We start from the raw sequence: 26,860 nt of genomic DNA on the forward strand, positions 1-26,860 counted from the left end.
ATGTCCGACAGTGGTGAGAAGTCCGAGAAGGCCACATCCAAACGGATGAAGGACGTCTACAAGAAGGGCCAGCTCGGCCGTTCCCAGGACCTCGGCGCGTGGATCGGCATCGCCCTCGCGGCGCTCATGGTCCCCGCGACCATCGGCCGGGCCGCGGCGGCCGGGCAGTCCCAGCTCGACGGCGTGCGGCTGGTCATCGCGGACCCGACGATCGGCACGATGCGCGGAGTGTTCGACGACGCGATGGGCTCGATCGGCGCAACGATCGGCCCGATGCTCCTCGTGGTGCTCGTCGGCGTCACCGCGGCCGCCGTCGCGCAGGGCGGCGTGCACTTCCGCTCCCTCGCCCCGACCCCGGAGCACTTCGACCCGATCCAGGGCATCAAGCGGGTGTTCGGCACGCAGGCGCTGTGGAACGGGCTGAAGGCCCTCGTGAAGACGGCCGTCGTCGGCCTCGTGCTCTGGTTCGCCGTGCAGGGACTCGTCCCGGTCCTGATGACCAGCGGCTCGCTGCCCCTGTCCGCCGTGCTCTCCGCCGCCGGCGCCGGTGCCGGCACCCTGCTCCGCGCGGCGATCGCCGCCGGGCTGGTGCTCGCCGCGCTGGACGTGTTCGTCGTGATCCGCCGGAACCGGAAGCGCACGATGATGACCAAGCGTGAGGTCAAGGACGAGAACAAGTCCGCCGAGGGCGACCCGCTCGTCAAGGGGCAGCGCCGCTCCCGGCAGCTCGCGATGAGCCGGAACCGGATGATCCAGGCGATCCCGGGCGCCGACGTCGTGATGACGAACCCGACGCACTACGCGGTCGCGCTCAAGTACGAGCCGGGCAAGTCCGCGCCCCGCGTGGTCGCGAAGGGCGCCGGTCCGGTGGCGTCCCTGATCCGCGAACGCGCCGAGGACGCGCGCGTGCCGATCGTCCGCGACGTGCCGCTCACCCGGGCCCTGCACGCCGCGTGCGAGCTCGGGCAGGAGGTCCCCGTCGACCTCTACACGCCCGTCGCCCGGGTGCTCTCCTTCGTGATGGCGCTCAAGGCGAAGGGGGCAGCCGCCGGTACCCACGCTCCGCCACGGCCGACCACGCCGGACGAGGTCGCCACGGTCATCGACCCGGCCACCCTGACCGGGGACCTCCGGCCCCGCAAGCTCCGTCCGTCCCGCACGACCCCGTCTCCCGAAGAGGTGCCAGCATGAACCGCAAGGACCTGCCGAAGCTCGCCGTCCCGGTCTTCATCGTCGGCATCATCCTGCTGCTGATCCTGCCGGTGCCGTCGTTCCTGCTCGACTTCCTGATCATCTGCAACATCCTGCTGGCGCTGGTGATCCTGCTCACGACGCTGTTCGTGAAGAAACCGCTCGACTTCTCGGTGTTCCCCTCGCTGCTCCTCGTCGCGACGCTGTTCCGGCTCGGCCTCAACGTCGCGTCGACGCGGCTCGTCCTCGGCGAGGGCTTCGCCGGCGACGTCATCCAGGCCTTCGGACACGTCGCCGTCTCCGGCTCGATCATCATCGGCGCGGTGATCTTCCTCATCCTCATCGTCATCCAGTTCGTCGTCGTGACGAAGGGTGCCGAGCGCGTCGCCGAGGTCGGCGCCCGCTTCACCCTCGACGCGATGCCGGGCAAGCAGATGGCGATCGACGCGGACCTCAACGCCGGGCTGATCACCGACGCCCAGGCCAAGGAGCGCCGCGCGTCGGTGTCCGCCGAGGCCGACTTCTACGGCGCGATGGACGGCGCGTCGAAGTTCGTCAAGGGCGACGCGATCGCCGGCATCCTGATCATCGTCATCAACCTCGTCGGCGGCATCGCGATCGGCATGCTGCAGAACGGCCTCTCGGTCACCGACGCGCTCTCGAAGTACGGCATCCTGACCATCGGCGACGGGCTCGTCACGCAGATCCCGGCGCTCCTGATGGCCGTGTCCACGGGCATGATCGTGACCCGCTCCGGCGCCGAGTCGGAGATGGGCTCGTCCGCGGCCGCGCAGCTCGGGCAGTCCCGGAACGCGCTGATGATCGCCGGTGTGGCGGCGATCGCGATGGGCTTCATCCCCGGGATGCCGATCGTGCCGTTCCTGCTCGTCGGCGCGACGCTGCTCTTCACCGGGTGGCGCATCGGGCAGAACGCCGCCCGAGCGGAGCAGACGGCCGCGCAGCAGGAGGCCCTCGCCGCTGCGGCACCATCCGGCGACACCCCCGAGGACCTCATCGAGCAGATGCGCGTCCATGCCCTCGAGATCCTCCTCGCACCCGACCTGGTCGACATGGTGTCCGGCGCGTCCGACGACCTGCTCGGCCGTGTCCGGGCGCTCCGCCGGAAGATCGCGCTCGACATGGGCATCGTCGTCCCGCCCGTCCGCACCCGCGACAGCATCGACCTGCCGCCATCGACGTACGCGATCCGGATCGCCGGCGTCGAGGCCGGCCGGGGCACCGCGCCCGCGCGGAGCGTCCTCGCCCTCGGCGACCACCTCGACGGGCTCCCGGGCGACGCGACCGTCGAGCCGGTGTTCGGCCTCGCCGGCAAGTGGGTGCCCGCCGAGCTCCGGCACGCAGCGGAGATGACCGGCGCCACCGTGATCGACCGCGTCTCCGTGCTCGTCACCCACCTGCAGGCCGTGATCGGCGACAACGCGGCACGGCTCCTCACCCGCGAGGACGTCAAGGTCCTCGCCGAGGGCGTCAAGCAGGTCAACCCCGCCGCCGTCGAGGAACTCGTGCCGGGCATGCTCTCGATGGCCGAGCTCCAGCGCGTCCTGCAGGGGCTCCTCGTCGAGCGCGTCCCGATCAACGACCTCGGCCGGATCTGCGAGGCGCTGACGCTCCGCGCGAAGGTCTCCACCGACCCCGAGGGACTCGTCGAGGCCGCCCGCGCCGCACTCGGTCCCGCGCTGCCCGCCCGACACCTCGACAACGGGGTCCTCCGCGTGATCATGATCGACCCGCTGCTCGAACAGTCCATGCTCGAGGGACTCCGACCCTCCGAGCAGGGCACCCAGATCGTGCTCGACGCGCACCGCATCGAGCAGGTCCTCGGGTCCGTGCGGGACGCCGTCCGGAGCGTCGAGGAGCAGGGGCTCTCCGCCGTGCTCGTCTGCGCACCGCAGCTCCGCCCCGCCGTGCACCGCATGGTGTCCGCGCAGTCCAACGGCCTGCCCGTGCTCTCCTACCAGGAGGCCACGGCAGCGGGCTCCACCATCGAGACCGTGGGAGTGGTCCGTGCCGCCGACCCGATTGCAGCGTAGCGCCGCGACGCTCGAGGACGTCCGCGAGGCCGTCCGCGCCGAGTTCGGCCCCGGCGCCCGCATCGTCGCCGCCGAGCGCGTCACGAGCGGTGGCATCGGCGGGCTCTTCCGGAAGGCCCACGTCGAGGCCACCGTCGAGGTCCACGACGCCACCGACGTCCCCACCGCCCGGGTCGCGATCGCGGACGGGCCCGCGAAGCGCGTCGGCATCGCCGCGCTCCTCGCCGACGCCGAGGAGACCGAGGCACGGATCGCCGCGTCCTCCGGGACGTCGGCGACGCGGGCCGACGCCTTCGCGTCGGTGCTCGACGGGTTCGTCGCGGACGGGATCGCGCCCGCGGTTCCTGCCGCTGCTGCTGCCGCTGCTGCCACCGCACCCGGCCCCGGTGCGGGGCCGGATCGTTCCGTGGAGGGCGATCCGGGCCTCCTGTCCGATGCGCCGTTCCGGTCTGGAGGCACGGCCGGCGTCGACGACGTCACGTCACCTCGTGCGTTCGGTGCGTCGGCCGCGGCGCGGACGCCGGTGCCGGCGGTCCTGTCGGCCGACGGCGACCTCGTCGTGCTCGTCGGCCGCGCCGGTGACGTCGACGCTGCTGCTGGGGTGTTCGCCGCGCGACACGGACTCCGCGAGACCGATGCCGCCGACCGTCGCGGGGGGATCCTGGCGCGGGCGGACGGGGTCCGGCTCGGCCACGCGCTCCTCGGGGTCGCGACGTGGGACGACGCTCGCACGCTCGACGGGCTCGCGCCGGACCAGGTGTGGGTCGTGGTCGACGCGGGGCGGAAGCACGAGGACAGCCTGGCGATGGTGGACGCGGTGGCATCCGTGGTCGCCGTGGCGGGGGTGCTGTCGATCGGGGGCTCCGAGACGGCGTCGCCGGAGTCCGTCCACGGCCTCGGCCTGCCGGTCCGCACGCTCTGACGCCGTGTGGGACGCGCTCGCCGCGCCGCACTGTGGCTAGGCTGAGCGGGTGCTGGTACTCACGCGGAAGGTCGGCGAGCGGATCCTCATCGGTGACGACATCGTCATCACGGTCCTGGACTCCCGAGGGGACGGCGTGCGCATCGGCATCGATGCGCCCCGTGGCGTGAAGATCCAGCGCGAAGAGGTCGTCCGTGCCGTCGCCGAGGCCAACGTCGAGGCCGCGCAGGCTGCCGGTGACGACGCCGAGGCCCGCCTTCGTGCCGCGCTCGGCGGTGCGGCGGGGCCTGCGGCACCGTCCTCGCCGTCGTCGTCGACCGACTGACGTCGTCGTCGTCGATCGACTGACATCCGTTCGCGCCCCCTGACGAACACCGCGCCCCGGTGTGCCGGGGCGCGGTGTTCGTGACGGGGCGCGAGGCGGCCGTGCTCAGGGGCGGGGCTTCTTCTCCTGCTCGGGGAGCCGTCCGGCGGCGCGCTCGGCAGCGAACCAGGCGTGTGCCTCGTCCTGGCGGGCCTGCTCCTCGCCGAGGGCGATCGGTGCGCGGACGTGCCCTGGTTCGTAGCCGAACGTGTCGAGCAGCTGCGGCACGAGCGGCCGGATGCGCGCGATGAGCCGGTCGATGTACGCCGAGACGGCCCGAGCGCGCTGCGACGACAGCCGGCCGTGCACCAGGTACCACTCGAGGTGCTCCTCGAGCAGCCCGAGCGCGAAGAGGTCGCGGAGCCAGACGAGCACCCGGCGGGTGTCACCGTGGGGGACCTCGTCGATCGCGGCGGTGAACGCGTCCCACTGCATGAGTTCCGCGTGCGCCTTCGACGCCTCGATGAGCTCGTGCTGGGACCGGTTCAGCAGGAGTGCCTGCCGTGCACGGTCCTTGCCGGCGGTGTTCAACCGCATCCCGATCTCGGCGACCATGGTGTCGACACGGCCTGCGAGGAGGTCGCGCTGGGTGCCGGGGTCGCGGAGGTCGGCGACGCTCGCGGCGAGCGAACCGCGGTCCTTCGCCGCCTGACCGAGCCGGCGGACGCCGCTGGCGTCGGCGAGCTTCGACCCCACCTGGGCGGCGACGAACTTCGCGGTCGAGGCGGCGTCGCGCGGTGCGCGCTTCCGGAAGTCGGTGAGCAGACGCTTGCCGACGAGCTGGAGCAGCACGGTGTTGTCGCCCTCGAACGTCACGTAGACGTCGAGGTCGGCGCGGAGGCTGGTGAGCCGGTTCTCGGCGAGGAAGCCGGCGCCGCCGCAGGCCTCGCGGCACTCCTGCAGGGTGTCCAGGGCGTACCAGGTGGACATCGACTTGAACGCCGCTGCCTGGGTCTCGAGGTCCTCGCGGCGCTCCGGGGTGTCCATGCGGCCGCTGAACACGTCGTCGAACGTCCGGAGCAGCTGCTCGTGCGCGAAGGACTGCGCGAAGACGCTCGCCAGCCGGGGGATGAGGCGGCGCTGGTGCTGGCCGTAGTCGAGCAGGACGCCCTCGGTGCCGCCGCCGGTCGGGAACTGGCGACGCTGCATCGCGTAGGTGAGCGCGATCTGCAGCCCGATCTTCTGCGCGACGACCGCGGCGCCGTCGAGCGACACGCGGCCCTGCACGAGGGTGCCGAGCATCGTGAAGAAGCGGCGTCCGGGGGAGTCGATCGGTGAGGAGTAGGTGCCGTCCTCGGCGACGTCGCCGTACCGGTTCAGCAGGTTCGTGCGGGGGACCCGGACGTGGTCGAAGTGCAGCCGGCCGTTGTCGATGCCGTTGAGGCCGCCCTTGACGCCGTCGTCCTCGCCGCCGATGCCCGGCAGGAACTCGCCGTCGTCGTCGCGCAGCGGGACGTAGAACGCGTGCACGCCGTGGTCGACGCCCTGCGTGACGAGCTTCGCGAACACGACCGCGGCCTTGCCGTGCAGGGCGGCGTTGCCGATGTAGTCCTTCCACGCGCCGCGGAACGGCGTGTGCACGACGAACTCCTGCGTCTCCCGGTCGTACGTGGCGCTCGTCGCGATGCTCTGCACGTCGGAGCCGTGGCCGGTCTCGGTCATCGCGAAGCAGCCGGGCACGTCGAAGTCGATGATGCCGGGCAGGAACTCTCGGTGGTTGCGCTCGGTGCCGAGGTGGTGGACGGCGGAGCCGAAGAGTCCCCACTGCACGCCGGCCTTGATCTGCAGCGACGGGTCCGCGGTGGTGAACTCCTCGAACGCCGCGATGTTGCCGCCGTGGTTCGACTCGCCGCCGAACTCCTCCGGGTACGGGCGCTGGATGGCGCCGGCCTGCTGCAGGATCCGCAGTTGGTCGAACGCGCGGGCGCGGTGCTCGGCGATGGTGAGGCCCTCGACCTTGTGCAGCGCCGGGTCGAGCACGAGGCGCCGCGATGCCCGGCGGTCCTCGGCCCAGCGACCGAGGAGGTGCTCGGCGAGCAGGTCGACGTCGATGCGCACGTCCGTGTCGGTGCCGGCCGTCGGGGTCCCGGCTGCCGGATCGCCCGCGGCGTCGGCCTTCGGGGTCCCGGTGCGGGTGTCGGCGGTGGTCTCGGGTGCGGTGTCGACCATGTGTTCGGTCCCTCCTGAACGGCGATGTTGCTCCGGTCCACGCTATGCACCGCGCCCGAGAGCCGCACGAGAGGGGTGCGCGGGCCACAACCGCTCACCGTTCCGGTCCGGAACAGATCGTGGGAACCCTCCAAAGGCGGATGTGCGAGCGGTCCTCGACGATTGGGCGCGCCCCTCGGATGCGGGGCAGACTGGCTGGCATGTCAGGCACCACCGCCCCAGGGCACGATGTGAAACCACGACGGACCTTCTTCGGCCAGCCGTTCGAGCTGTCCACGCCGTTCGCCGTCGAGCTCTGGGAGCGTTTCTCCTTCTACGGGATGCAGGGCATCGTCCTCATCTACATGTACTACTCGGTCGCCCGCGGCGGCCTCGGCGTCGACGAGCACGTCGCCACCGGGATCATGGGTGCGTACGGCGGCGCCGTGTACCTGTTCACGATCATCGGCGCGTGGGTCGCCGACCGGCTGATCGGTGCGGACCGCACGCTGTTCACCAGCGCCATCGTCGTGATGTGCGGCCACATCGCCCTGGCCCTGCTCCCCGGGGTGACCGGCGTCGGGGTCGGCCTCGTGCTCATCGCCCTCGGGTCCGGCGGGCTCAAGGCCACGGCGACGACGATCGTCGGCGGGCTCTACTCGAAGGAGGACCCGCGCCGCGACGCCGGGTTCTCGCTGTACTACCTCGGCGTCAACATCGGCGCGTTCTTCGGGCCGATCCTCACCGGGCTCCTGCAGTCCTCGCTCGGCTTCCACTTCGGCTTCGGTCTGGCCGCGGTCGGCATGGCCGCCGGCCTCATCCAGTACGGCATCCGCCGGCGGAAGCTGCCCGAGGTCGTCCGCCACGTCACGAACCCGCTGCCGAAGCGCCGGTACCCGATGGTCGGCGTGCTGGTCGCCGTCGGCCTCGCCATCGTCGTCGTCGCGGTGCTCACCGGGCTCCTCAACGTCGACAACCTGCCGACCGTCGTGGTCGCGATCGTCATCGTCGCCGCGATCACGTACTTCATCGTGATCCTCACGAGCGGCATCACGAAGGACGAGCGCTCCCGGGTGCTCGCCTTCATCCCGCTGTTCATCGGCAGCGCGGTGTTCTGGTCGCTGTACCAGCAGCAGTTCACGGTCGTGACGATCTACTCCGACCAGCGCCTCGACCGGACCATCGGCGGGTGGGAGATGCCGGTGTCGTGGGTGCAGTCGATCAACCCGATCATGATCATCGTGCTGTCCGGGGTGTTCGCGGCGATGTGGACCAAGCTCGGCAAGCGCCAGCCGTCCACGCCGACGAAGTTCGCCCTCGGCACCGGGATCATGGGCATCGCGTTCCTGCTGTTCCTGCCCTTCGTCGGCACCGGTCGGAACGGCACGCCCGTCCTCGTGCTCGTCGGCATCCTGCTCGTCTTCACGATCGCCGAACTGCTGCTGTCGCCGATCGGGCAGTCCGTCGCCACGAAGCTCGCACCGCCGAAGTTCCAGACGCAGATGGTCGCGCTGTTCTTCCTGTCCGTGTCGCTCGGCACCGCGGTGACCGGCGTCCTGTCGAAGTACTACGACCCGCAGAACGAAGCGCCGTACTTCTCGATCCTCGGCCTCGTCGCGGTCGTCGTCGGGGTGCTCTTGCTCATCGCCGCCCGCCCGGTGCTCCGCCTGATGCGCGGGATCCGATAACCTGAGAACGGCCACACCGGCCTCGAACCTGGGAGACACATCATGCTGGAGCTCGTCGGAGCAGTCGTCATCGGCATCGGCGTCATCGGTGGCGTGTTCACGTGCATGGCCATCGCCGCCATGCTCAAGAGCGGGTCCGAGGAGTACTAGGCCCTAGCTCACGTCCGGTTCCACCGGGACCAGTTGACGACTCAGGACGGTCGCGCGCTCGAAGGGGCCGCGGCCGTCCTTCGTGTACACGGGCTCGTCGAAGGCGACGGTCCACGACAGCGGCTCGCCGACGCCCGGGTAGCCGACGATCTGGTTCCCGCCGGGTCCCACGACGACACCGACCAGGTCACCTGAGCCGTCGGCGTCCACCCACTGCTCGCCGCCGGTCGTGGCGTCGACGACGCGGACGAGCGCCCCGATCCCGAGCGCCCCGGGGGACTCGTCGCCAGCGGGGGTTCGGCGCTTCCGGTTCCACATCACGCCTCGACCGTACGGCACGCCTCGACCGTACGGCACGCCTCGGTGAGATCGCACTTCGTGTCGGTGTCGCCCAGCGAAGGCGACAAGAAGTGCGATCTCACCAGTGGCTGGCTGGTGCCCACCCGCCCGTCAGGCGGACGCGCGGACGATCTCCGTCACGGACGAGTAGCCCGTGTCGGGGTGCTTCCGCATCGACAGCAGGCGCTCCATCGACGGTTCGAGCGCGGTGACCTTGTCGAGCGGTGCACTCACCACGAGCTGGAACCCGAGCCGGAGCCACGCCGTCACGGCACGCCCGGCGAACTCCGAGTCCGCCTTGATGAACGCCTCGTCGAGGAACACCGGCGCGAACCGGGGCCGCGGCCGGGTCTCGTCGCCGAGCTGGTAGCGGAGCGCCGCCCCCACGATGAACGCGACGAGCTCCTGCGTCTCACCGCCGGACTTGTCGCCGAGGGACGAGTACACGCCGAGGTCGTTGCCCGCGGTGTCGTAGCGGACCGCGGTGATCTCCATGTGCCGCCGGACGTCGAGCACGGCGTCGCGCTGCGAGGCCCGCGCGCCACGGGGTGCGGACGGGTCCTGCCGGATGACCGCCATGAACCTCCGGAGCCGGCGGAACCGGGTCTCGAGCACGTCGTCGGTCAGCTCGGTGTCGACCGAGGCCGACAGGGCGCGGAGCTCCCGACGGAACTGCGTGACGTCCTCGCGGGTGACCCGGCGGATCACGATCTTCAGGCGGTCCCGGTTCGCCCCGAACGGCAGGTCCCGGAGGATCTCGTTGACCGGCTCGAGGCGCTCCTCGATCTCGACGACGGCGCGGTCGAAGGCGCCGGCGAGCGGGACGAGGTCCTCGCCGCTCCACTGCGACAGGCGTCGACGCCACTCGCTGCGGCGCGCGTGCAGCCCGGTCGCGACGATCTGGTCGAGGATCGCGCGGTAGTCCGGGTACGAGGCGACGCCGGTGCCGAGGTTCGGGTCGGGCCAGGCGTCCTGGTACCGCTGGAACGTCATCGTCAGCGCGTTGGCGGCCGACGCGGCGCCGTCGAGCGCCTGCGACAGGCGTTCTTCGAGCCGCCGCCGGAGCCGGCGGGTGGCGTCGTCGAAGCCGTCGACGCCGTCGGGAGCGCCGACCTCGTCGAAGGTCTCGGCCAGGAGCTGTGCCTGCTGGTCGTCGGGGAGCGACGCGGGGGAGTCGTCGAAGCGCGCCAGGATCTCCGCGGCGGCGTCCTGCCCGTCGACGAGTACCGCGTGCCGTTCCTCGAGCCGCTGCACGGTGAGCCGTGCGGCCGACCGACGATCGGCGGCCTCGTCGAGGGAGGTGCGGAGCCGCGCGACCGAGGCCCGGAGCGTCCGGAGCCCGTCGTCGGCGGCGAGCAGGGCCTCCCGCTCGGTCGAGAGCCGGTCGAGCGATGCCTCGATGCCCGCGACGTCGATGCCGTCCCACGTGGTGTCGACCAGGTGCTGGTGCGCCGCGCGGAGCTCGTCGAGCGCGGCGATGTCCTGCGCGACGTCGGTGCGCCGGGCCTCGAGCGTCGCGAGGTCCTGCGCGATCGCGGCGAGTTCGGTCTCGACGGCGACGACGCGGGCCTCGTTCGTGAAGCCGATGACGTTGGCCTGCCGACGGTCCCCGTGGGCACCGCGTCGGCCGTCGCGGAGCTGCCCGGACTCGGTGACCCGTCGGCCCCCGCCGCCGAGCTCCGACGCGGAGGACACGCAGCGGGCGTCGATCCGGTCCGACTCGATGCGGGAGCGGACCCACGTGCTGAACGGGGAGTCCTTGATCGCGAGCTTGCCGGACACCATCGCCCGGTCGCCGTCGACGTCGAGGTGCGGGCCCGACGGCACGCCCTCGAACTGCACGCGGACCGGGATGCGCAGGGCGTCGATGGCCGCGCTGAAGGAGTCGAGCTGGTCCTGGTCGACCAGGAGCGTGCGGGCGACGGGCGCGAGCACGGACTCGATCGCCGTGCGCCAGCGCTCCTCGCCGGGCAGCACGTCGAGGAGCTCCGCGACGAACGGCAGGTCGGCGGGGTCGAGTCCGGCGGCCTGGGCCATCGCGACGCGGGCCTCGTGCATCGGCAGCGGCATCGCGCCCTGCCGGTGTTCGAGCGACTGCCGCTCCTGGCGGAGGGACCGCTCGCGGTCGAGCAGCGGGTACTCCTCGCGGGTCAGTGCGTCCCGTCGAGCGTCCAGCGAGGAGCGAGCCGCATCGAACGTCCCGAGGAACTCGTGCGAGGCGCGCTGCGCCGCGACGAACGAGGACTCCGAGGAGACCGTCACGTCGAGCGGAGCGGTCCGCGTGTCGAACGTGGCACGCGCCCGGGCGACCACGTCACGCTCCCGCGTCCGCCGGTCGATCCGGTCCTCGAGCTGCGCGAGGGCGTTGCCGCCGGAGTCCCGGAGCCGGGCCTCGGCCTCACGCAGCTCGATCTCGACGGCGGCGTGCCGGGCGGAGGCGGCCTCGACCTCGGCGCGTCCCGCGGTCCGGGAGCGGCTGTTCCGGGCGACCTCGTCGTCCAGGAGCTCGCGCTTCCGGGTCGCGGTCCAGTGCGCGAAGGGCGACACCTCGGACCCGGTGGCGATCCCGTCGAGCGCCGCGGCGGCCGAGCGGGACCGCTCGATCTCCAGGTGCAGCTCGGTGATGGGGGCGAGGATCCGGACCTTCCGCTCCTCGGTGTCCATCGCCTCGTACGCCTCGTCGAGGGCGGAGAAGTGCGCGAGCGCACGGTCGGCGGCTTCGTAGGTGCCGGGCGTCTCGAGCACGAGCGACTTGTACAGCGAGTCGACCGTCGGCATGTGCTGCCCGGCCTGGATCCGCGCGAGCAGGCGCATCGCCCGGTTCCCGCCACCGGAGTCGCCGATCCCGAGCCGCGTCTGCAGCGTGTACGCGAGCTCCTGGTACGTGTCGCGGATCACGAGCCCGGGGACGCGTCCGGTCAGCTCGAGGTGGCTGAACCGGGAGGGTACGAAGTCCTCGAGCCGCCGCAGGTCGAAGTCGTCGTCGACCGTCGCCATGGTCATCTGGATGTCGCCGACGCCGCGCGCCCGCTTCGGCACGATGTACGCGCGGAGCACCGTGAAGCGTCGCTCGTCGTCGTTGAGGAACGTCACCGCCACGGCGCCCCACGTCGCGGTGTCGTCGCCGCGCAGGTTCACGTCACGCAGGGCACCGGACTCCGGGTCGCGCCGCGTGTCGATCTTGCCCCGCAGGTACGTCAGCAGGTTGCGCTGGTCGGCGCTCCGCGCACGCCCGGTGGTGGCGTCGTTCGACGCGCCGTTGAACGGCACGTCGGACGGCATCATCACCGCGAGGTACGCGTCCATCAGCGTGGACTTGCCCGTGCCGGACGCGCCGGAGATCAGCGTCGCCGCGCCGGACAGCTCGATCTGGCGGTGTCCGTGGAAGCCGCCCCAGTTCACGACCTGCATGGACTGGGCGCGCCACTGCGCGACGGTGTCGAAGAGCGCCGGCATGCCGGCGGTGTCGATCCGGAAGTCGGTCACGCGGACTCCTCCTCGTCGTCGTCATCGGCCTGGAGGCTCGGCTCGGCTCCGTCAGGCGCGTCCACCGGTGCGGTGGTCGCGTTCGACGACGCAGTGCTCGCCAACCACGTGTCCAGTTCCAGCAGCCGCTCCAGCGGGAGCAGGACCTCGACGACGCTCGCCACCCGGAAGCGGTCCGGGTCGCTCGTCTTCAGCAGGACCCGCGCGGTGATCAGGCGCTCGATGGCCTTCGCGACCCGGCCCTCGTCGCGGGTGCGGTCGGTCGCGGTGGCCGGTCGGAAGCCAGCCACGTGCCCGAGGATCTCCGACCGGTCGACGACGACCTGGTCGGGGCCCGGCCGGGTGTCGGCACGGAGCCGCATCCGGAGGTAGACCAGGACGATCGTCTCCTCGCGCGTGTACGGCACGTCGCGGAGCAGCGTCGGGAAGCCGCGGCGCTGGCTCTCGGAGCGCGCCTGGCGCTTCCACGCCACCTCGCGGTCGCGGTCGACGTGCAGTTCCAGGAACAGGTCGTTCAGCCGGGACCGCAGTTGCCCTTCCGCATCGAGCACCGCGCGCCACTCGTCGGCGTGCGTCCGCGCGCTGACGTAGGAGTGCCGGAGCAGCGCGACGAGCGCGCGGCGCTGCGGTTCGTCGAGGCGACCCTCGTCGCCCTCGAAGAGGGCGAAGCTCGACTCGTCGCGCTCGTCCTCCTGCGGGACGGAGGCGGACTCGTCGAAGGGATCGATGCCGTCGAACGCGTCCGTGTCGTCGACGTGGGATGCCGTCGTGTCGGTCACCGGGCCTCCAGGGTGGTGCTGTCGTCGTCTGCCGGACGGTCCTCGGTGAGATCCGCCGTGGGCATGGTGAAGGTGACCGCCGTGCCGTCCGGGCGCACCGTGTGGTGCGGGACGGCGGCGGCGGCGGTCTCGAAGTCGGTGTGGCCGGTGAGCAGGTGCGCGAGGCCGAACAGCTCGACCGGGCGACGCTGCTCCGGCGGCAGCGCGTGGAAGGCGCCGACGCTCGTGCCGGCACCGGCGGAGCGGAGCGCCTCGCGGAGCTCGACGAGCAGGGGGCCACCGTGGCGCCGGAGCGACTCGACGTCGATCTCGTCGAAGACGTCGTCGTCGGGTTCCTCGATGGGCGGCGGGACCGCCTCGGTGTCGGGGTCGTAGAAGCGTTCGCGGAGCGTGCCGACCTCGGCGACCGGGGGGAGGAGGCCGAGCGGGATGCGCTCCCGCGCACCACCGGACTCCATGAGCGCGGCCATCCGGCGGTTCACGCTACGGAGCACGGCGTCGAGCTCCCGGTCCCGGACGACGTCGTGCGCGACGATCTGGTCGCGGAGCGTGCCGGTGAGCAGGCGGCGCTGCGCGAGGACGTCCTCGATGCCCTGCCGGAGGATCACGACCGTGTTGCGGAACGTGCGGCGCTCGGCGGTGCTGAGCGACTCCGCGAAGGGATGGTCGAGGATCGTCGCGATGTCGTCCCGCAGGCGGAGGAGCAGGGCGTCGTCGCGGAGCAGCTCGAAGGCGCCCTCGAACGCGCGGCCCTCCGGCGTGGCCTCCATCAGGGTGTCCGTCCGCGCCAGGTAGTCGTCGAGGATCTCGCCGATCGGACGGACCTCGTTCCGGAAGTCCTCGACGATCTCGCGGTGCATCTTCGCCACCGCTTCCTCGACCCGCTTGAAGTCGCTCGGGAGCTGGCGGATCAGGTCGGTGATGTTCGTGTAGCCGTCGCGCATCCGGTCGTCGTCCACCGCGGTGGGCTCGTCCCCGCTGGCGAGACGATCACGTTCGGACTGCAGCTCGGCGATCTGTGCGTCGAGCCGGCGGATCTGCACGTCGGGGTCCGGCTCGGCGCGGGCGGCCCAGCGGTGCACGGCGTCGACGATCATCGCCAGGCGGCTCTCGCTGATGAGCGCCCGGTCCGAGGAGAGGGCGTCCACGAGGCTCAGCGCTTCGAGGGCGTGGCTCGTGAGGGAGTACTGCTCGTCGCCGTCGGGGGAGTTCGAGCGGACGAGCCACTGCGCTGCGACCCATTCGCGGCAGAGCGTGCGGCCGGTCGGCCTGGTGTCGGGCTCGTCCTGTTGTTCTTGCTGCTGCTGCTGCTGCGTGTGCTGGTGGTGCGTGTGGTGCTGTTGCTGTTGCTGTTGCTGGTGCTGTTGGTGCGTGTGTGCCTGCAGCCGGGCGACGTGCTCTTCGACCTGCAGGTGCATCCGGTCGGCGGGGACGTACTGCACGTCGCGGTCGAACACCGTGCGGAACACGGCGAGCACCACCGCGCTCGTGGGGCGGGACATGAGGCGGAGCGTCGGGCGGTCGAGCACCGCGCGGACGCGGGAGTACTCGAGGTCGACGTCGGTCATGCTGCCCTTGCTGATCGGGTGGGTCGGGGGATGCAAAGAGCCCGACGCGATTGCGCCGGGCTCTTTGTGCACTGCAGGTGTTCTTGCAGTGGGTGGTTCTTCAGGCCCTGAATGGGCACGTGGGCGATACCAGACTCGAACTGATGACCTCTTCGGTGTGAACGAAGCGCGCTACCAACTGCGCCAATCGCCCCCTGCACTTGCGTGCGGATCGATAGTAGCGGATGTCGGCGGTGGTGCCGAACCGCGTGTCGCTCCCGCGCGCGTCGTGCTGGCCGGCGTGCTGCTGCGCCTGAGGTTCCGCAGTGTGCGAGGTTCTGTACACCGTGGGGCCCGTGTGCCTCGCACCCTGTCCGGAACCTCGCACACTGGGCACCGCGAGCCGCCGGCGACCCACCCGCGAGCCGCCCGATCCGCATGAACTCGGGGGACACGCCCGGTGAACGGGGAGGATTTTGGAGAAACCGCTTGGAGTCGGATACAGTTTACGAGTCGCCGCGAGAGCGGGTCACGACATGCGGATGTGGCGCAGTGGTAGCGCATCACCTTGCCAAGGTGAGGGTCGCGAGTTCGAATCTCGTCATCCGCTCGAGTGCTGGTTCCCCCGGGAACCGGCTTCTCACCAGAGGGTATCCCACCGTTCGGGTACTCACGGAGACGTGAACCTCGATGGTGGGGTGGCCGAGAGGCTAGGCAGCGGCCTGCAAAGCCGTCCACGCGGGTTCGAATCCCGTCCCCACCTCAAGTTCCTGCAGTGACCTCGGTCAACGCAGCGACTCTCTGGGCGATTGGCGCAGCGGTAGCGCGCTTCCCTGACACGGAAGAGGTCACTGGTTCGATCCCAGTATCGCCCACCACGAAACCCCCGACAGGACTCCGGTCCGGTCGGGGGTTTTCTCGTTCGCGCTGCAGCTCAGCAGCAGTCGCACGTGTCGACCTCCCGCTCGCCGATGAGCGCTGCGACGGGCTGCTTGCACGCGTCCCCCCGCCAGGCTTCGAGCCCCTCCCGCACGGCGACGACCACCACGACGAGCGCAGCGACCGGATCGGCCCAGGTCCAGCCGACGAGGGTGTTGAGCAGGAGGCCGACGAGCACCGCGGCGGACAGGTAGCTGCACACGAGCGTCTGCTTGGAGTCGGCGATCGCGGAGGCCGAACCGAGCTCCTTGCCCGTCCCGCGCTCCAGCATGCTGAGGAACGGCATGACCGCCAGGCTGACCGCGGTGAGGACGATGCCGACGGCGCTGTGCTCGGGTTCGCGGAGCCCGGTCAACGTCAGGACCGCGTCGACGCTGACGTACAGGGCGAGGGCGAAGAACGAGACGGCGATGACCTTGAGTGCGGTCCGCTCCCGTGCCTCGGGGTCACGGCCGGCGAACTGCCACGCGACGGCTGCGGCGGAGAGGACCTCGACGACGGAGTCGAGGCCGAACCCGATCAGCGCGGTCGAGGACGCCACCGTGCCGGCAGCGATCGCGACGACCGCCTCGACGACGTGGTACGCGATCGTCGCGGCGACGATCCACCGCACGCGACGCTGCAGCAGGAGGCGCCGGGCGTCCGGGGCCGGCGTCCCGAGGTGCACGGTACCGCTCACGCTCCGACTCCGCAGCAGAGCGGGACGTCGCATCCGGCATCGGTGCACCCGGCGCCGTCGTCGACTGCGAGGACCACGTCGACGAGCGCTTGGAGCGCGCGAGTGAGGTGCGGATCCGCGATCTCGTACCGGGTGCTGCGTCCCTCGGGTGTGGCGACGACGATGCCGCAGCCGCGCAGGCATGCCAGGTGGTTCGAGACGTTGGTGCGGGTGAGCCGGAGCTCGTCCGCCAGGCGTGCCGGGTAGCCGGCCCCGTCGAGGAGACGGAGCAGGATGCGTGACCGCGTCGGATCGGCGAGGGCTCGTCCGAGCCGGTTCATGACGTCGAGGCGTGGTGCGGCGGTCAGCATGTCGTGACTGTACAGCGGCGGCTGACCTGTGTCGATCGCTGCGCTGGAGTCTCAGAGGTCGACGGGGAAGGTGATGAGCAGCACCGCGCCGACGACGGTCCCCGCGATCGCGGTCAGCAGCAACACGTCCCGGAGCCGATCGTTGAGCTCGCGTTGCGACATCGCGGTGAGGAAGAGCACCAGGGCGAAGAGGACCGTGAGGATGGAGTAGTTGTCCGCGCGCTGGTTCATCTGCAGCGCGACGTCGAACCGCTGGTCCGCGCGGTGGCTCAGCGCCGCAGCGTGCGCGCTCCCCTCGGGGACGTAGGACTTCTCCGCGAACGGTCCGGTGTCAGCGCGTCCGTCCGCCTGCCACGCGTCGAAGGCGGTGCGGAGTTCCGGCGTGAAGCGTTCCTCGACGTAGTTGCGCAGGGTCGTGTCGCCATCGGCGTCGGCGAGCACCCACTGCACCCAGATCGTGAGGTCCCACTGGCGGGCGTCCCGAGCCTCGGAGGACGCGTCCGCCGCTTGGACACGCGCACTCGACGCCTGGCTGAAGGCGATCGACATCTCGCCGCTCCACTTCGACGCCTGGAAGCCGCACCACGCGGTCAGGACAGCGGTGACCGACAGGATGATGACGGTGACGAGCTCGCGGCTCCCGCGCCACCGATCGCGCTTGCTGACGGACTCGGTCACCGTTCGCTCCTCTCTGCGCGTCGGACCGGTCAGTCCTCGCGCCCGCCCTCGTCCGTGATCCGACGCGTCACGCGTTCGCCGGTCACCGGGTCGACCGTCACCGTGTACGTCGACTCCACCCGGCGCCGTCGGACGCGGCTGACGATCCCGAGGACGAGCACCAGGAACCCGGCGACGAGGAGGATGTAGCCGATCAGGTTGATGTCGACGCGCGCGAGCTGGAAGTCCAGCGCGAACGCCATGATCGCGCCGACGACCATGAGGAAGATCCCGCCACCGATGCTCATGCTGGCTCCCGTGCTCGTCGTGGTCATCTGCGTCAGTCCACGGAACGGCACCCGCCGACCTCCCGCATCGCCCGGGCCGGGTGAGTTCGTCCGGTGTCGAGCGTCACCCTGGTCGGGTGGTGTCGTCGCCGGCAGGGTGCGGTAGACCGGGCGGCACGCAGAACGGAGCCGCCATGACCGATCTCCTCGTCATCACGTTCCACGACGACGCCCGGGCGTCTGCCGCGTACGAGGACCTGCGATCCCAGGAGCAACTCGACCTCGGAGGCATCGCGCTCGTGCACGTCGACGAGTCGGGACGGATGCACGTCGAGACGCCGGGTCGCGGGGCGGTGCGGGGTGCGCAGGCAGCCACGAGCGCGGTGTTCGGTGCGCTGATCGGTCTGGTCTTCTTCGTCCCCGTGATCGGACTCGTCATCGGTGGAGCGGTCGGCGCGCTGTTCGCCGGGCTCGACCGCACCGGGGTGGACGCCGCGTTCCGTCGGCGTGTGCAGGACGAGGTGCATCCCGGGACGAGTGCGGTGGTCGTCTACGGAGACGCCGGGCCCGGAGGCGCCGTCATGGACGCCGTCGAGCGCCACGGCGGTACGGTCCTGCGCACGACCCTGTCAGACGCAGACGAGCGTGGGATCGCGCACGATCGCTCGCACCGGGACTGATCGGCCCGCGGCGACGTCAGGGCCGGTAGTCGTCGTGCGGCGGGCGCTGCTGCATCGGCGCCGGCCCGTTGCTCGTCGTGCCGTTCGCGCCGAGCGCTCCCAGCACGCCCGCCAGCACCTGGATGCACAGCAGTGCGGTTCGTCCAGCCCACCTCAGGATCCCCATGCCCCGACGATAGCCGTCGCTGTGTCAGGTCGTCGGGACCGGCCGGGTCCGGACCGGCGCGAGCTCCGCCGTGAGGACGGTCGCGACGATCGCGCCCGCCGCGATGATCGCCGCCAGCACGACGATCTGGAAGCGCCCGGCCTCGAGCGGTGAGACCCCGCCGAAGATGGCTCCGACGAACGCGCCCGGCAGCGTGACGAGCCCGGTCGTCCTGGTCTGGTCGGTCGCCGGGACCATCGCGGCGTGCACCGCGCGGCGGACCAGGTCGACGGTCGACTGCCGCGGGGTCGCACCGAGCGCGAGCCACCCCTCGACCTCCTCCCACCGGTCGTCGGCCAGCTCGACGAAGCGTCGTCCGGAGAGGGTCGCGGTCGTCATCGCGTTGCCGATCACGATCCCGCCCACGGCGAGCACGTAGCGCGGGGTGAACGCGATGGCGCCGGTGACGAACACGACACCGAGCGCGACGACGATGCCGGCCGCCATCGCGAGGACGACGGGCAGGAACCGTGTCCGCAGGGTGCCGAGACGTCGAGCGGCCGTGGTCGTCGCGACGCCGAACATCACCAGGAGCGCCACCACGATCCAGAACGGGTCGCGGATCACCCCGGTCAGGACGAGGCTGATCGCGGCGAGCTGGAGTGTGCCGCGGAGCACGGCGAGTGCTGGTGCCCACGGCGCAGGCGCGCGGGTGACGAGCAGCACCGCGGTCGCCACGGCGACGAGGACGAGCACGCCGAGGAGGGTCCACACGACGGTGCTCGGCTCGATCACCCCTCGAGCCTGCCACGACGGGGGCACTCAGCGCTGGTGGCTCCGGGCTCGGCGGCGTGCGAGGAGGCCGATCATCCCGAGGACGAGCAGGACCACGGTGGCGGCGAACGGCACGGCCAGCGACACCCCGGTCCAGGCGAGCCCGCCGAACTGGTCTGCCGTCGCGGAGCCGACCAGCCCGACCGGGCCGCCCTGGTCGATCGTCCTCGCGGACGGGGCGGCTCCGCCGCTGCCGGTGTCGGAACCACCGTCGTCACCCGTGCCGTTGCCGCCGGAGGGTGTCGGCGTGGTCCCCGCGACGGTCCAGGCGCCGCCCGCGTCGTTGTCGGTGGGGGAGGCCGCCGGGTCCGTCTCGAGGGTGGGGACGACGAGCGGGCTGGTGCGTTCGACGACCTCGTCATCGTGTCCGTCGCCGTCGAGGTCGCGCACCGGTGCCGGAGCGACGTAGGCAACCACACGGAGGTCTGCCGGCGCGTGCTCCGTCACACGGACGGTGACGGTGACGGGCGGCGCGTCTTCACCCGCGGCGAGCGGGTCCTCGGCGGTCGCCGTCGTCCCGTCGAAGCGGTACCCGTCGCCGGTCATCGACACCAGCGTCACTCCGTCGGGGAGCAGCTGCGTCACGGTCCACCCGGACGGTGCTGCACCGGGGCCGTCGTCGTGGGCGGTGAGCCTCCACGACACGGTGTCCCCGGCGTGCAGCGGGACGTCGGTCGGGGTGATCGCGCTCTGGGTCAGCGCGAGGTCGATGCAGTTCTCCGGGTACAGCACCGGGGCCACCGCCAGTTCGTACACCGTGGCCCCGCCGCCGTCGTACGAGAGCGCGTCGTCGAGGTACCCCGTCGCCCGGCACGGCGACCCCCAGTCGTTCGGGTCGCCGTGGTCGCGGGCATCCACTGCCACGGGGCCCGTCACGTCCGTCGGTGCTACCGTCCGCGCCGCGGCGCCGAAAGCGGCGACGTCGGCACTGTCCGCGCCGACCACGGCGTTCGGGAACGTCCGGATCGCGACGGAGTCGGCGGGGAAGGTGTTGCCGACGACGAGGACCGGGTCCTGCAGCGTCCGGCGCTCGGCGCTGTCGCTGCCGGCCGGCGACCCCACACGGATCCAGGTGCCGGACCCGCTGAACCGGTTGTCGCGGACCTCGATCCCGGAGGACGAGTACGAGCCGGGATCGGCACCGTCCTCGTACGTCGGCACCACGACGACCGCCGTCGCGTCGGCGCTGGTCTGCGTGACGGTGTTGCCGCTGATGACGACGTCGTGCGCCGGCGCGGCGGTGATGACCGCCGGCTGGCCAGTCACGACGTTGTCCGTGAACCGGACGTCGCGCGTCCCGGCCGAGAGGTTCACGCCACCGCGGTTGTCGGTCATCGTGCTGTCGTGGATGACGACATCGTGGCTGATGCCGTCGGCGGAGACGGTGACGACGATGTTCCCCACGGCTCCGTTGTCACGGAAGACGCTGGTGCCGATGTCCAGGTCGGCGCTGCTCCGGGCGTAGACGCCGTACTCGGAGACGTTCGCGACGGTGACGTCGGTGACGTCGGAGCCGACCGTGGACGAGTAGAACACGCCGTAGGAGCCGCCGTCGATGCTCGCGTGGGACACGTTCACGCGCTCGGAGCCGTAGGCGCGGAGGATCGCGGCGCCACTCGTCGGCGTCAGCCCCGGCTTCCCCGTCACGGCGACGGTGCTGACCGTCACGTCGCTGGACTCGTGGGTGATCACCCCGGCGCCGGCGATCTCGGCCACGACGTCGGTGATCCGGGTGTCCGTCACACCGAGGAGGGTGACGGCGTTGGAGGCGTTCGGAGCGCCGTCGACGGTCAACCGCTCGATGGTGATGCCGGTCCGGTCGCTGTCGGCGTCGATCTGCGAGGTGGTGCCCACGCCGTAGAGCATCCCGGTGACGTCGGCATCGCTGACGGTGACCCGGCCGGCGTTCTGGGTGTTGATCCCGGTGCCCGGAGCCGACGCTGTGATGGTCGCGTCGGTGATCCTCGCACCCTGCGTCGACCCGAGCGTGACGCCGGTCGTGACGTTCCTGATCGTCGGCGTGACGATCCGCGGACCCGTCCCGGTGTCGCCGACGTTCGTGAACACGCCGTACGCGAACGAGTCGATGGTCGGCCGGGTGATCGTGACCCCCGTTGCGAGGTAGAGGTTGATGCCGGTCGACGCCGCGGCCGCGGTCCCGGTCACGTCGGCGCCCGTGATCGCCGCGCGACCGGTGCTCCCGAGCGAGATGCCCTCCCGGCTCACCGCACTGATGGTCGGGTCGGTGATGGTCGGGCCGGCGGCGGTGCTGGTGTTGGCCGTCCCGATGCCGCGTGCGAACGAGGAGACCCGCACATCGCTGACGACGGACGCGCTCGCGTTCTGCAGGTCGATGCCGGTGCCGAGTGCGCCGGGACCGGTGACCGTCGTGCCGGCGACCTCCGGGGCCGTCGCCGTTCCGAGCGCGATGCCGGTGGTCGCTGCCGTGATCGTCCCGCCGCGCACGGCGATGCCGGACGCGGTCGACGTCGACGTCACGCCGACTCCGGTGGCGACGCCGGAGATGGTGGGGTCGGTCACGGTCGCGGACCCCGTGGTCAGGTTGACGCCGAAGGCCGAGGCCTGGCCGCCGCCGTCCATGGTGAAGTCCGCGATCGTCACGCCCGTCACGCCGGCGCCGAGCTGCACACCGGTCGGGCGGAGCACGCCGTTCGGGTTGCTCACCCGCAGGTCCGCGAGGGCGACACCGCTCCCGGTGACGGAGAACACGGGCGTCGCAGACACCCCGAAGCGGACCGTACTCGCGGCGGTCAGCCCGCCGGCGCTCACCGTGAACCGAGCGAACAGCGTCGAGTCCGCGGCGGACGCGAGGGTGACGCGGCGCTGCACGGTGAGCGCGGTGGTGAAGACGTAGTCGTTCGGATCGAACGACACCGTTGCGCCGGCGGGCGCGGCGTTCAGCGCTGCCTGCAGCGTCGACAGCGTGGTCGCTGGTCGCTGCGCCGGGGTCCCGACCCATGCCATCGGCACCGTGTTCGCGTTCGGGACCAGCGCCTGCGTCGTCGGCGGGGCTGCCGCCTGGACCGCATCCGAGCGCGGCGGATCCGGTGCCGATGAGCGTGTCGGTGTCGGGGCCGACGGCGGCGTCGGAGTCGGAGTCGGAGTCGGTGGCGGTGGCGACGTGGGTGTCGACGTCGGATCGGGCGAAGGCACCGGAGAGGGTGTCGCCGTCGGCGCAGCGGCTGGCATCGCCGACGGCGAGGAAGTCGCCGTCGGTAGCGGTGTCGGTGTCGGCGTCGCTGTCGCGACGGCGCCCACCGGCATCTCCTCGGCAGCAGCCGACGGCCCCGCGGCGGTCATCCCCATCGCGACACCGACCCCGAGGGCCGCAGCCAGTGCCGTGAACGAGCGCGCCCTCGTGCGGATCCCCATGGGGCACTCTCTCCGCACCGCGACGCCGCTGTCCATCGCCCGTGTCGGGTGAAACGCGCCGCGGCGCGCCGCCGTGCGCCGAGCACCGTCCTGATCGCGGTCGCGACGCTGGTCGCGGTCGCCACACCGAGCCTCCCGTCCGCCCTGTCCCAGGCGACGTCCGCCGTCACCGCGACGTCCGTCGCACCACGTGGCGGTGCCGCCGCTCCGCCGCACCAGAACCCGATCACCGCGTCGACGAGCGCGGACGGCCGGCACTTCGTCCAGGGCGGGACGTGGACCGCCGACCTCGGGGACGCGCCGCGGATCGGGCTGATCTCGCTCGGTGGTTCCGGGTTCACGAGCACGTTCGACGACCTCCGGGTGAGCACTGTCGCCCGCTGAGGGGGTTCGCAGGTCGGGGCGTGGGCCTCCCGCACCGCGTGCGGGAGGCCTAGGGTCGCGGTGTGGGGAACAACAACGCACCGGGTCGGCGACGCGGCGGACTCATCGGCATCCTCGTGGTCGGGGGCTACCTCGTGCTGCGCTTCGGCTTCCTGGCGTGGCGCGAGCACGAGGACGGCATGTCGACCGGAGCGGTGGCCGGGACGCTCGCGCTCTACGCGGTCGGGATCTTCGCGCTCCTCGAGATCGTCCTCGCGTTCCAGAACGCCACCGTGCGTCGGCGCGAGGCCGCGCTCGCGCAGCTGCACCCCGGTGCGCACCTGGCACCCGTGCTGCTGAAGAAGGACCTCGCGACGGAGATCCGCCGGACCGCGGCGATGCTCGGCACGGACCTCACCGGGGACGTGCCCCGGCGCGGGTCGGCGACGCTCGTCGCGGACCACAACGGCATCGGGCTGTACGCCGGCGGGAGCACCCCGCGGCTGCTGCTCGGGATCCCGCGGGCCGTGGTCCGTTCGGTCGGCAACGGGGAGACCACCGCAGCCGGTCGGTACGCGTTCGGCAAGGTAGACGCACTCCGGGTGGTCGTCGACAACGGGCAGTGGACGGCGATCGACCTGCCGCTGTACCGGACGGTGATCGGGTTCCCGAAGCACCTGCGCGGCGACGAACTGACCGAGCGGGTGCGTGCCGTGGCCGTGGCCGCCGGTGTCCGCGAGGACACCGCGCAGCAGGACTGGATGCGCTGAACGAGCACCCGGAACGGGTGAGGCGCGCAGGAGGCCGGTCGGGGACCATCGCCCCATGACGGAACTGACATCGTGGCGCCCGGGCGCCGCACGGACGACGATCGAGGACTTCATCGCGCGGGCGACGAGCGGGCCGGACGCGCTCGACCCGGCGGACCGCATCGCGGTGTTCGACAACGACGGAACCCTGTGGACGGAGAAGCCGGTCCCGACACAGCTGCAGTGGCTCGTCGCGCAGTGGGCCGACGCCGCGCGCAACGACCCGGAACTCGCCGGGACCCAGCCGTACGCAGCAGCCCTCGCCGGGGACCTGCGGTGGATCGGGAACGCCGTGGATGCGCACGCCGCCGGGGACGACACCGACCTGCGCCTGCTGCTCGGCGCGGTCGTGCACGTGACCGCGGGCATGAGCGTCGACCGGTACGGCGAACTGGTCGCGGACTTCTACGCCACCGCCGAGCACCCGGTGCTGCGCACCCCGTACTCGGCGACCGTGTACCAGCCGATGGTCGAACTCATCGCGGTGCTCCGGAGCCACGGGTTCGCCTGTTACGTGGTGTCGGCCGGCGAGCGGGACTTCATGCGGCCGATGACCGAGGTGAACTACGACATCCCGGCGGAGCGCGTTGTCGGGTCGGCGATGGGCCTCGAGTACGTGGACGGGGAAGTGCGGTACGTCGACGCGCTCGCGTTCTTCGACGACGGTCCGGAGAAACCGGTCCGGATCTGGAGCCGCATCGGTCGGCGTCCGGCCGTCGCGGTCGGGAACTCGGACGGCGACCGGGAGATGCTCGAGTACACGCTGCCCGGTGCCGCCGGACTGCGTCTGCTGGTCCACCACGACGACACGACGGGCCGGGGTGACGAGCCGTACGACCGCGGCGCGGAGGCGATGCTCGCCGAGGCCGCCGACCGCGACGTGACCGTCGTGAGCGTCCGCGACGACTGGGACACCGTGTTCCCGGCCTGAGTGCCGGCCTGAGTGCCGTCCTGAGCGGAGTTCGCCGGTGCGGATCCCGGTACGGCGGTCCCCGGCGTCAGAAGCGCCCGAGTCCGTCGCCGACGAGCACCGCGCCGACGAGGAACAGGACGACGAGCGTCACCGCCCTCGAGTTCCGGCCCGACCAGGCTCGGATCTCCTCGAGCCGTCCGCGGGCGGAGTCGCCGCCCACCACGGCGAAGACGATCGGCCCGATGACCGTTCCCGCGGTGAGCACCGCGCTCACGGCGAGGAGCGCCACGGCGGGTCCCGGCGCGACGTCCGCCGGCGCGAGGACGATCCCCACACCGGCGGCGAGCAGCAGGGCCTTCGGCCGGACCGCGAGCACCGCGCCGACGGCGAACGCGATGCCCGGTCGCACGGTGCCGAGCGCCGCGGACAGGACGGTGCTCATCCGGCTCGGCTCGGTCCGCGCGGGGCGGGAGCACAGCACGGCGCCGGCCAGGACGGCCCCGCCGCCGAGCACCAGCTCGAACACGCCGAGGGTCGGGTCCTTGCCGAGGTGGAGGTCGGGGACGAGGACCGTCGAGAACAGCGCGGTCGCGACGAGTGTGGCCACGAAGACCGTCGCCACGTACCCGAGGGCGAAGAGGATCGCGGGGCCGAGTCGTCGCGCTCCGAGCAGGAGCGTCAGGACGCCGGCGATCGGGACGGAGCTCAACGCACCCGCGATCGCGAGTGGCAGCACCTGACCGATCGCGGCGAGCATGGGCCGACGTCAGACCCTGGTGAAGTCGCCAGGGGTCCAGCTGCGCTCGAAGTACGGCTCGAGGGGCCCGTACAGACGCAGGTACGAGAACCAGTGCTGACCGGGGATCGTCTGCACCCAGTTGGACTCCCGGCCGGCCGGCGCCTCGGGGCCGAAGTGCAGGACGACCGAGCCGTCGGACTCGACCACGAGGTCCTCGTCACGACTGCCGCGGTCCCCGCGCTGCTGGGCGTTGTCGATGAGGCACCGGCTCGCCACGTCGTAGACGGTGACGGACCAGAAGAGCGCGGCGGGGACGTCGGGCGGAACGGTCAGGGTGTACGCGGCGCCGCCGTCGAGCCACGCTCCCTCGGCGTCGACGTAGGCGCCCAGGTACGCCTGGCCCTTCCCCGGGGTGGTGCTCTTCATCGCCGAGGAGAAGCTGACGGCCTCGTAGAACCACGACGCCCGCTCGAGCAGTTCGTCGTACCAGGGACCGCGCTGGTCGGAGCGCGACAGGACGACGGCGGTGTCCCATCGGCGGTCCGGCCAGTACCGCGTACCGGGGAAGCGCTTGGCGAAGGTGTTGGCCTGCGCCATCCGTTCGCCGTCGGAGGTCGCGCGCTCGAGGACGGCGCGGAGCCGGTCGTCGGGCGCGAAGGGCTCGCCAGGTGAGATCCCCAGCTGCCGCATCATCGCGAGGAAGAACCGGTCGCGTTCGTCGACCACCTCGGACTGGTAGACGGCGTGCAGCGACTCCCAGTACCCCAGTCCGCGCGGTTGGTCTCCGGACCACGGACGTCCTGCGGGCGAGACGAGTCTCGTGACCGGCGGGTCGTCGTGCTGGGACAGCGGGTGGACGCGCACCGCACCGGCCAACGCGGCGCCTCGGGCTGGGTCGGGATCGAGGGTGCGGAACCCGAACATGATGTTGACCCCGGTCGAGTGCACGACGTTCCAGGAGTCGTCGTGTGGCGGGACGTCCTGGCCGGGTCCGACGACGAGGGTCGTGCCACCGTGACCGGCGTCCGGGCCCATCTCGCCGAGGACAGCCACCTCGCGTTGCCAGAAGTCGGAGATCCCGCCGGCGGTCGGCCCGGGTGGCAGTTCGATCACGAGCGGACCGGTCGCCGACAGGTCGAAGAAGTTCAGGATGTACGGGGTGGTCGCGTTCGCGGTGATGATCCCGAGCCGGTCGCGGTACGAGACGTAGTGCACCAGATCGTGGTCCGATGCCCCGAAGACGTCTCGGTGCACCACACTCCAGTGCGCGTACGACACGATCGGCAACGCCCAGAGGTAGGTGAGGCACGCAAGCTGGTGGTCGAGGTCGTCGAAGAGGCCGGGGATCGCTGCCATCGGCGGCAGGTCCGGTGCGCTGACCGTCGTCTCGTGATCGCTCATGGCGCC

At 71.6% G+C, this 26,860-nt stretch carries 24 protein-coding genes and 4 tRNA genes; 13 read left to right on the forward strand and 15 right to left on the reverse strand.

From position 1 onward, the window contains the following. The 4 genes from EDF55_RS02550 to csrA are packed head-to-tail and all read left to right on the forward strand — an operon-like array spanning position 1 to position 4,489. On the forward strand, positions 1 to 1,191 hold the full coding sequence (locus tag EDF55_RS02550) for a flagellar biosynthesis protein FlhB (protein ID WP_123653354.1): 1,191 nt from the start codon (positions 1 to 3) through the stop codon (positions 1,189 to 1,191). Then, a complete protein-coding gene (locus EDF55_RS02555) occupies positions 1,188 to 3,242 on the forward strand; it encodes a flagellar biosynthesis protein FlhA (RefSeq protein WP_123653355.1) in 2,055 nt (684 codons plus the stop codon). Before EDF55_RS02550 ends, EDF55_RS02555 begins: the two co-directional genes overlap by 4 nt. Beyond that, positions 3,217 to 4,164 (forward strand): hypothetical protein, encoded by a 948-nt coding sequence (locus tag EDF55_RS02560; RefSeq protein WP_123653356.1) that lies wholly within the window; start codon positions 3,217 to 3,219, stop codon positions 4,162 to 4,164. Before EDF55_RS02555 ends, EDF55_RS02560 begins: the two co-directional genes overlap by 26 nt. Before the next feature lie 49 nt (positions 4,165 to 4,213). Further along, the gene (gene csrA, locus EDF55_RS02565; RefSeq protein WP_123653357.1) at positions 4,214 to 4,489 is read left to right on the forward strand and encodes a carbon storage regulator CsrA; all 276 of its coding nucleotides are present in this window, start codon (positions 4,214 to 4,216) and stop codon (positions 4,487 to 4,489) included. Positions 4,490 to 4,594: 105 nt separating this feature from the next. Here the strand turns inward: csrA and EDF55_RS02570 are convergent, their stop codons facing one another. After that, positions 4,595 to 6,697 (reverse strand): acyl-CoA dehydrogenase, encoded by a 2,103-nt coding sequence (locus EDF55_RS02570; RefSeq protein WP_123653358.1) that lies wholly within the window; start codon positions 6,695 to 6,697, stop codon positions 4,595 to 4,597. Between the two features lie 200 nt (positions 6,698 to 6,897). Between EDF55_RS02570 and EDF55_RS02575 the strand changes: the two genes are divergently transcribed. After that, a complete protein-coding gene (locus tag EDF55_RS02575) occupies positions 6,898 to 8,364 on the forward strand; it encodes a peptide MFS transporter (protein WP_123653359.1) in 1,467 nt (488 codons plus the stop codon). A gap of 153 nt (positions 8,365 to 8,517) precedes the next feature. Here the strand turns inward: EDF55_RS02575 and EDF55_RS02580 are convergent, their stop codons facing one another. From EDF55_RS02580 to EDF55_RS02600, 5 genes are all read right to left on the reverse strand, one after another. Next, a complete protein-coding gene (locus EDF55_RS02580; RefSeq protein WP_123653360.1) occupies positions 8,518 to 8,853 on the reverse strand; it encodes a hypothetical protein in 336 nt (111 codons plus the stop codon). A 111-nt stretch (positions 8,854 to 8,964) separates the two neighbouring features. Then, on the reverse strand, positions 8,965 to 12,339 hold the full coding sequence (locus EDF55_RS02585) for an ATP-binding protein (protein ID WP_123653361.1): 3,375 nt from the start codon (positions 12,337 to 12,339) through the stop codon (positions 8,965 to 8,967). Next, positions 12,336 to 13,118, reverse strand: a complete 783-nt coding sequence (locus EDF55_RS02590) for a DUF4194 domain-containing protein (protein WP_123653362.1) — start codon at positions 13,116 to 13,118, stop codon at positions 12,336 to 12,338. The genes EDF55_RS02585 and EDF55_RS02590 overlap by 4 nt, the downstream gene beginning before the upstream one ends. Continuing rightward, positions 13,115 to 14,686, reverse strand: a complete 1,572-nt coding sequence (locus EDF55_RS02595; RefSeq protein ID WP_123653363.1) for a DUF3375 family protein — start codon at positions 14,684 to 14,686, stop codon at positions 13,115 to 13,117. The genes EDF55_RS02590 and EDF55_RS02595 overlap by 4 nt, the downstream gene beginning before the upstream one ends. A gap of 120 nt (positions 14,687 to 14,806) precedes the next feature. Then, positions 14,807 to 14,879 (reverse strand) — tRNA-Val (locus tag EDF55_RS02600). Between the two features lie 324 nt (positions 14,880 to 15,203). On the opposite strand from EDF55_RS02600, the gene EDF55_RS02605 reads away from it, so the two are divergent. The 3 genes from EDF55_RS02605 to EDF55_RS02615 all read left to right on the forward strand — a co-directional run bounded on the left by EDF55_RS02605 (position 15,204) and on the right by EDF55_RS02615 (position 15,543). Beyond that, positions 15,204 to 15,275, forward strand: a tRNA-Gly gene (locus tag EDF55_RS02605). 82 nt (positions 15,276 to 15,357) lie between these two features. Continuing rightward, positions 15,358 to 15,428 (forward strand) — tRNA-Cys (locus EDF55_RS02610). 40 nt (positions 15,429 to 15,468) lie between these two features. Then, a tRNA-Val gene (locus EDF55_RS02615) sits at positions 15,469 to 15,543 on the forward strand. A 56-nt stretch (positions 15,544 to 15,599) separates the two neighbouring features. On the opposite strand, the gene EDF55_RS02620 is transcribed toward EDF55_RS02615, so the two are convergent. From EDF55_RS02620 to EDF55_RS02635, 4 genes are read right to left on the reverse strand one after another with little or no spacing between them, the layout of a single operon-like run. Then, positions 15,600 to 16,283, reverse strand: a complete 684-nt coding sequence (locus EDF55_RS02620) for a cation transporter (protein ID WP_260235746.1) — start codon at positions 16,281 to 16,283, stop codon at positions 15,600 to 15,602. Continuing rightward, positions 16,280 to 16,633 (reverse strand): helix-turn-helix transcriptional regulator, encoded by a 354-nt coding sequence (locus EDF55_RS02625; RefSeq protein ID WP_123653365.1) that lies wholly within the window; start codon positions 16,631 to 16,633, stop codon positions 16,280 to 16,282. Before EDF55_RS02625 ends, EDF55_RS02620 begins: the two co-directional genes overlap by 4 nt. A gap of 51 nt (positions 16,634 to 16,684) precedes the next feature. Continuing rightward, on the reverse strand, positions 16,685 to 17,311 hold the full coding sequence (locus EDF55_RS02630) for a hypothetical protein (RefSeq protein ID WP_123653366.1): 627 nt from the start codon (positions 17,309 to 17,311) through the stop codon (positions 16,685 to 16,687). Positions 17,312 to 17,340: 29 nt separating this feature from the next. Further along, entirely contained in the window at positions 17,341 to 17,625 is a 285-nt protein-coding gene (locus EDF55_RS02635) for a DUF6458 family protein (protein WP_243698394.1), read from the reverse strand. Positions 17,626 to 17,771: 146 nt separating this feature from the next. Here EDF55_RS02635 and EDF55_RS02640 point away from each other — a divergent pair, with 146 nt between their 5' ends. Next, complete coding sequence (locus EDF55_RS02640; protein ID WP_123653367.1) at positions 17,772 to 18,257, forward strand: DUF1269 domain-containing protein; 486 nt, start codon at positions 17,772 to 17,774, stop codon at positions 18,255 to 18,257. A gap of 16 nt (positions 18,258 to 18,273) precedes the next feature. Here the strand turns inward: EDF55_RS02640 and EDF55_RS18655 are convergent, their stop codons facing one another. Genes EDF55_RS18655 through EDF55_RS02650 form a run of 3 tightly spaced genes read right to left on the reverse strand, consistent with a single transcriptional unit; the run spans position 18,274 to position 22,221 of the window. After that, positions 18,274 to 18,423: a hypothetical protein gene (locus EDF55_RS18655; protein ID WP_165931540.1), complete on the reverse strand. Its 150-nt coding sequence runs from the start codon at positions 18,421 to 18,423 to the stop codon at positions 18,274 to 18,276. A gap of 24 nt (positions 18,424 to 18,447) precedes the next feature. Continuing rightward, positions 18,448 to 19,197, reverse strand: coding sequence for an ABC transporter permease (locus tag EDF55_RS02645; RefSeq protein ID WP_123653368.1), 750 nt, complete (start codon positions 19,195 to 19,197; stop codon positions 18,448 to 18,450). 27 nt (positions 19,198 to 19,224) lie between these two features. Further along, the gene (locus EDF55_RS02650; protein WP_123653369.1) at positions 19,225 to 22,221 is read right to left on the reverse strand and encodes a right-handed parallel beta-helix repeat-containing protein; all 2,997 of its coding nucleotides are present in this window, start codon (positions 22,219 to 22,221) and stop codon (positions 19,225 to 19,227) included. Positions 22,222 to 22,228: 7 nt separating this feature from the next. Between EDF55_RS02650 and EDF55_RS02655 the strand changes: the two genes are divergently transcribed. The 4 genes from EDF55_RS02655 to EDF55_RS02670 all read left to right on the forward strand — a co-directional run bounded on the left by EDF55_RS02655 (position 22,229) and on the right by EDF55_RS02670 (position 24,732). Next, complete coding sequence (locus EDF55_RS02655; protein ID WP_123653370.1) at positions 22,229 to 22,681, forward strand: hypothetical protein; 453 nt, start codon at positions 22,229 to 22,231, stop codon at positions 22,679 to 22,681. Then, a complete protein-coding gene (locus EDF55_RS02660; RefSeq protein ID WP_123653371.1) occupies positions 22,678 to 23,013 on the forward strand; it encodes a hypothetical protein in 336 nt (111 codons plus the stop codon). Before EDF55_RS02655 ends, EDF55_RS02660 begins: the two co-directional genes overlap by 4 nt. Positions 23,014 to 23,075: 62 nt before the next feature. Further along, positions 23,076 to 23,762, forward strand: a complete 687-nt coding sequence (locus EDF55_RS02665; RefSeq protein ID WP_123653372.1) for a hypothetical protein — start codon at positions 23,076 to 23,078, stop codon at positions 23,760 to 23,762. Between the two features lie 55 nt (positions 23,763 to 23,817). Then, positions 23,818 to 24,732: an HAD family phosphatase gene (locus tag EDF55_RS02670; RefSeq protein WP_123653373.1), complete on the forward strand. Its 915-nt coding sequence runs from the start codon at positions 23,818 to 23,820 to the stop codon at positions 24,730 to 24,732. 67 nt (positions 24,733 to 24,799) lie between these two features. Here EDF55_RS02670 and EDF55_RS02675 read toward each other — a convergent pair whose 3' ends face one another. Both EDF55_RS02675 and EDF55_RS02680 read right to left on the reverse strand, forming a co-directional pair. After that, positions 24,800 to 25,471, reverse strand: a complete 672-nt coding sequence (locus EDF55_RS02675; RefSeq protein WP_123653374.1) for a GAP family protein — start codon at positions 25,469 to 25,471, stop codon at positions 24,800 to 24,802. 9 nt (positions 25,472 to 25,480) lie between these two features. Then, positions 25,481 to 26,854, reverse strand: a complete 1,374-nt coding sequence (locus tag EDF55_RS02680; protein ID WP_123653375.1) for a DUF1254 domain-containing protein — start codon at positions 26,852 to 26,854, stop codon at positions 25,481 to 25,483. Positions 26,855 to 26,860 lie beyond the last annotated feature (6 nt).

Origin of the sequence: Curtobacterium sp. ZW137, from assembly GCF_003762905.1 — a bacterium.
Classification (GTDB): Bacteria; Actinomycetota; Actinomycetes; order Actinomycetales; family Microbacteriaceae; genus Curtobacterium.

Bases quoted from the DNA above. Each gene is read 5' to 3' on its own strand.
- EDF55_RS02550 (WP_123653354.1), top strand. From the start codon at position 1: ATGTCCGACAGTGGTGAGAAGTCCGAGAAGGCCACATCCAAACGGATG.
- EDF55_RS02555 (WP_123653355.1), top strand. From the start codon at position 1,188: ATGAACCGCAAGGACCTGCCGAAGCTCGCCGTCCCGGTCTTCATCGTC.
- EDF55_RS02570 (WP_123653358.1), bottom strand. From the start codon at position 6,697: ATGGTCGACACCGCACCCGAGACCACCGCCGACACCCGCACCGGGACC.
- EDF55_RS02575 (WP_123653359.1), top strand. From the start codon at position 6,898: ATGTCAGGCACCACCGCCCCAGGGCACGATGTGAAACCACGACGGACC.
- EDF55_RS02595 (WP_123653363.1), bottom strand. From the start codon at position 14,686: ATGACCGACGTCGACCTCGAGTACTCCCGCGTCCGCGCGGTGCTCGAC.
- EDF55_RS02625 (WP_123653365.1), bottom strand. From the start codon at position 16,633: ATGCTGACCGCCGCACCACGCCTCGACGTCATGAACCGGCTCGGACGA.
- EDF55_RS02635 (WP_243698394.1), bottom strand. From the start codon at position 17,625: ATGACCACGACGAGCACGGGAGCCAGCATGAGCATCGGTGGCGGGATC.
- EDF55_RS02640 (WP_123653367.1), top strand. From the start codon at position 17,772: ATGACCGATCTCCTCGTCATCACGTTCCACGACGACGCCCGGGCGTCT.
- EDF55_RS18655 (WP_165931540.1), bottom strand. From the start codon at position 18,423: ATGGGGATCCTGAGGTGGGCTGGACGAACCGCACTGCTGTGCATCCAG.
- EDF55_RS02650 (WP_123653369.1), bottom strand. From the start codon at position 22,221: ATGGCATGGGTCGGGACCCCGGCGCAGCGACCAGCGACCACGCTGTCG.
- EDF55_RS02670 (WP_123653373.1), top strand. From the start codon at position 23,818: ATGACGGAACTGACATCGTGGCGCCCGGGCGCCGCACGGACGACGATC.
- EDF55_RS02675 (WP_123653374.1), bottom strand. From the start codon at position 25,471: ATGCTCGCCGCGATCGGTCAGGTGCTGCCACTCGCGATCGCGGGTGCG.
- EDF55_RS02680 (WP_123653375.1), bottom strand. From the start codon at position 26,854: ATGAGCGATCACGAGACGACGGTCAGCGCACCGGACCTGCCGCCGATG.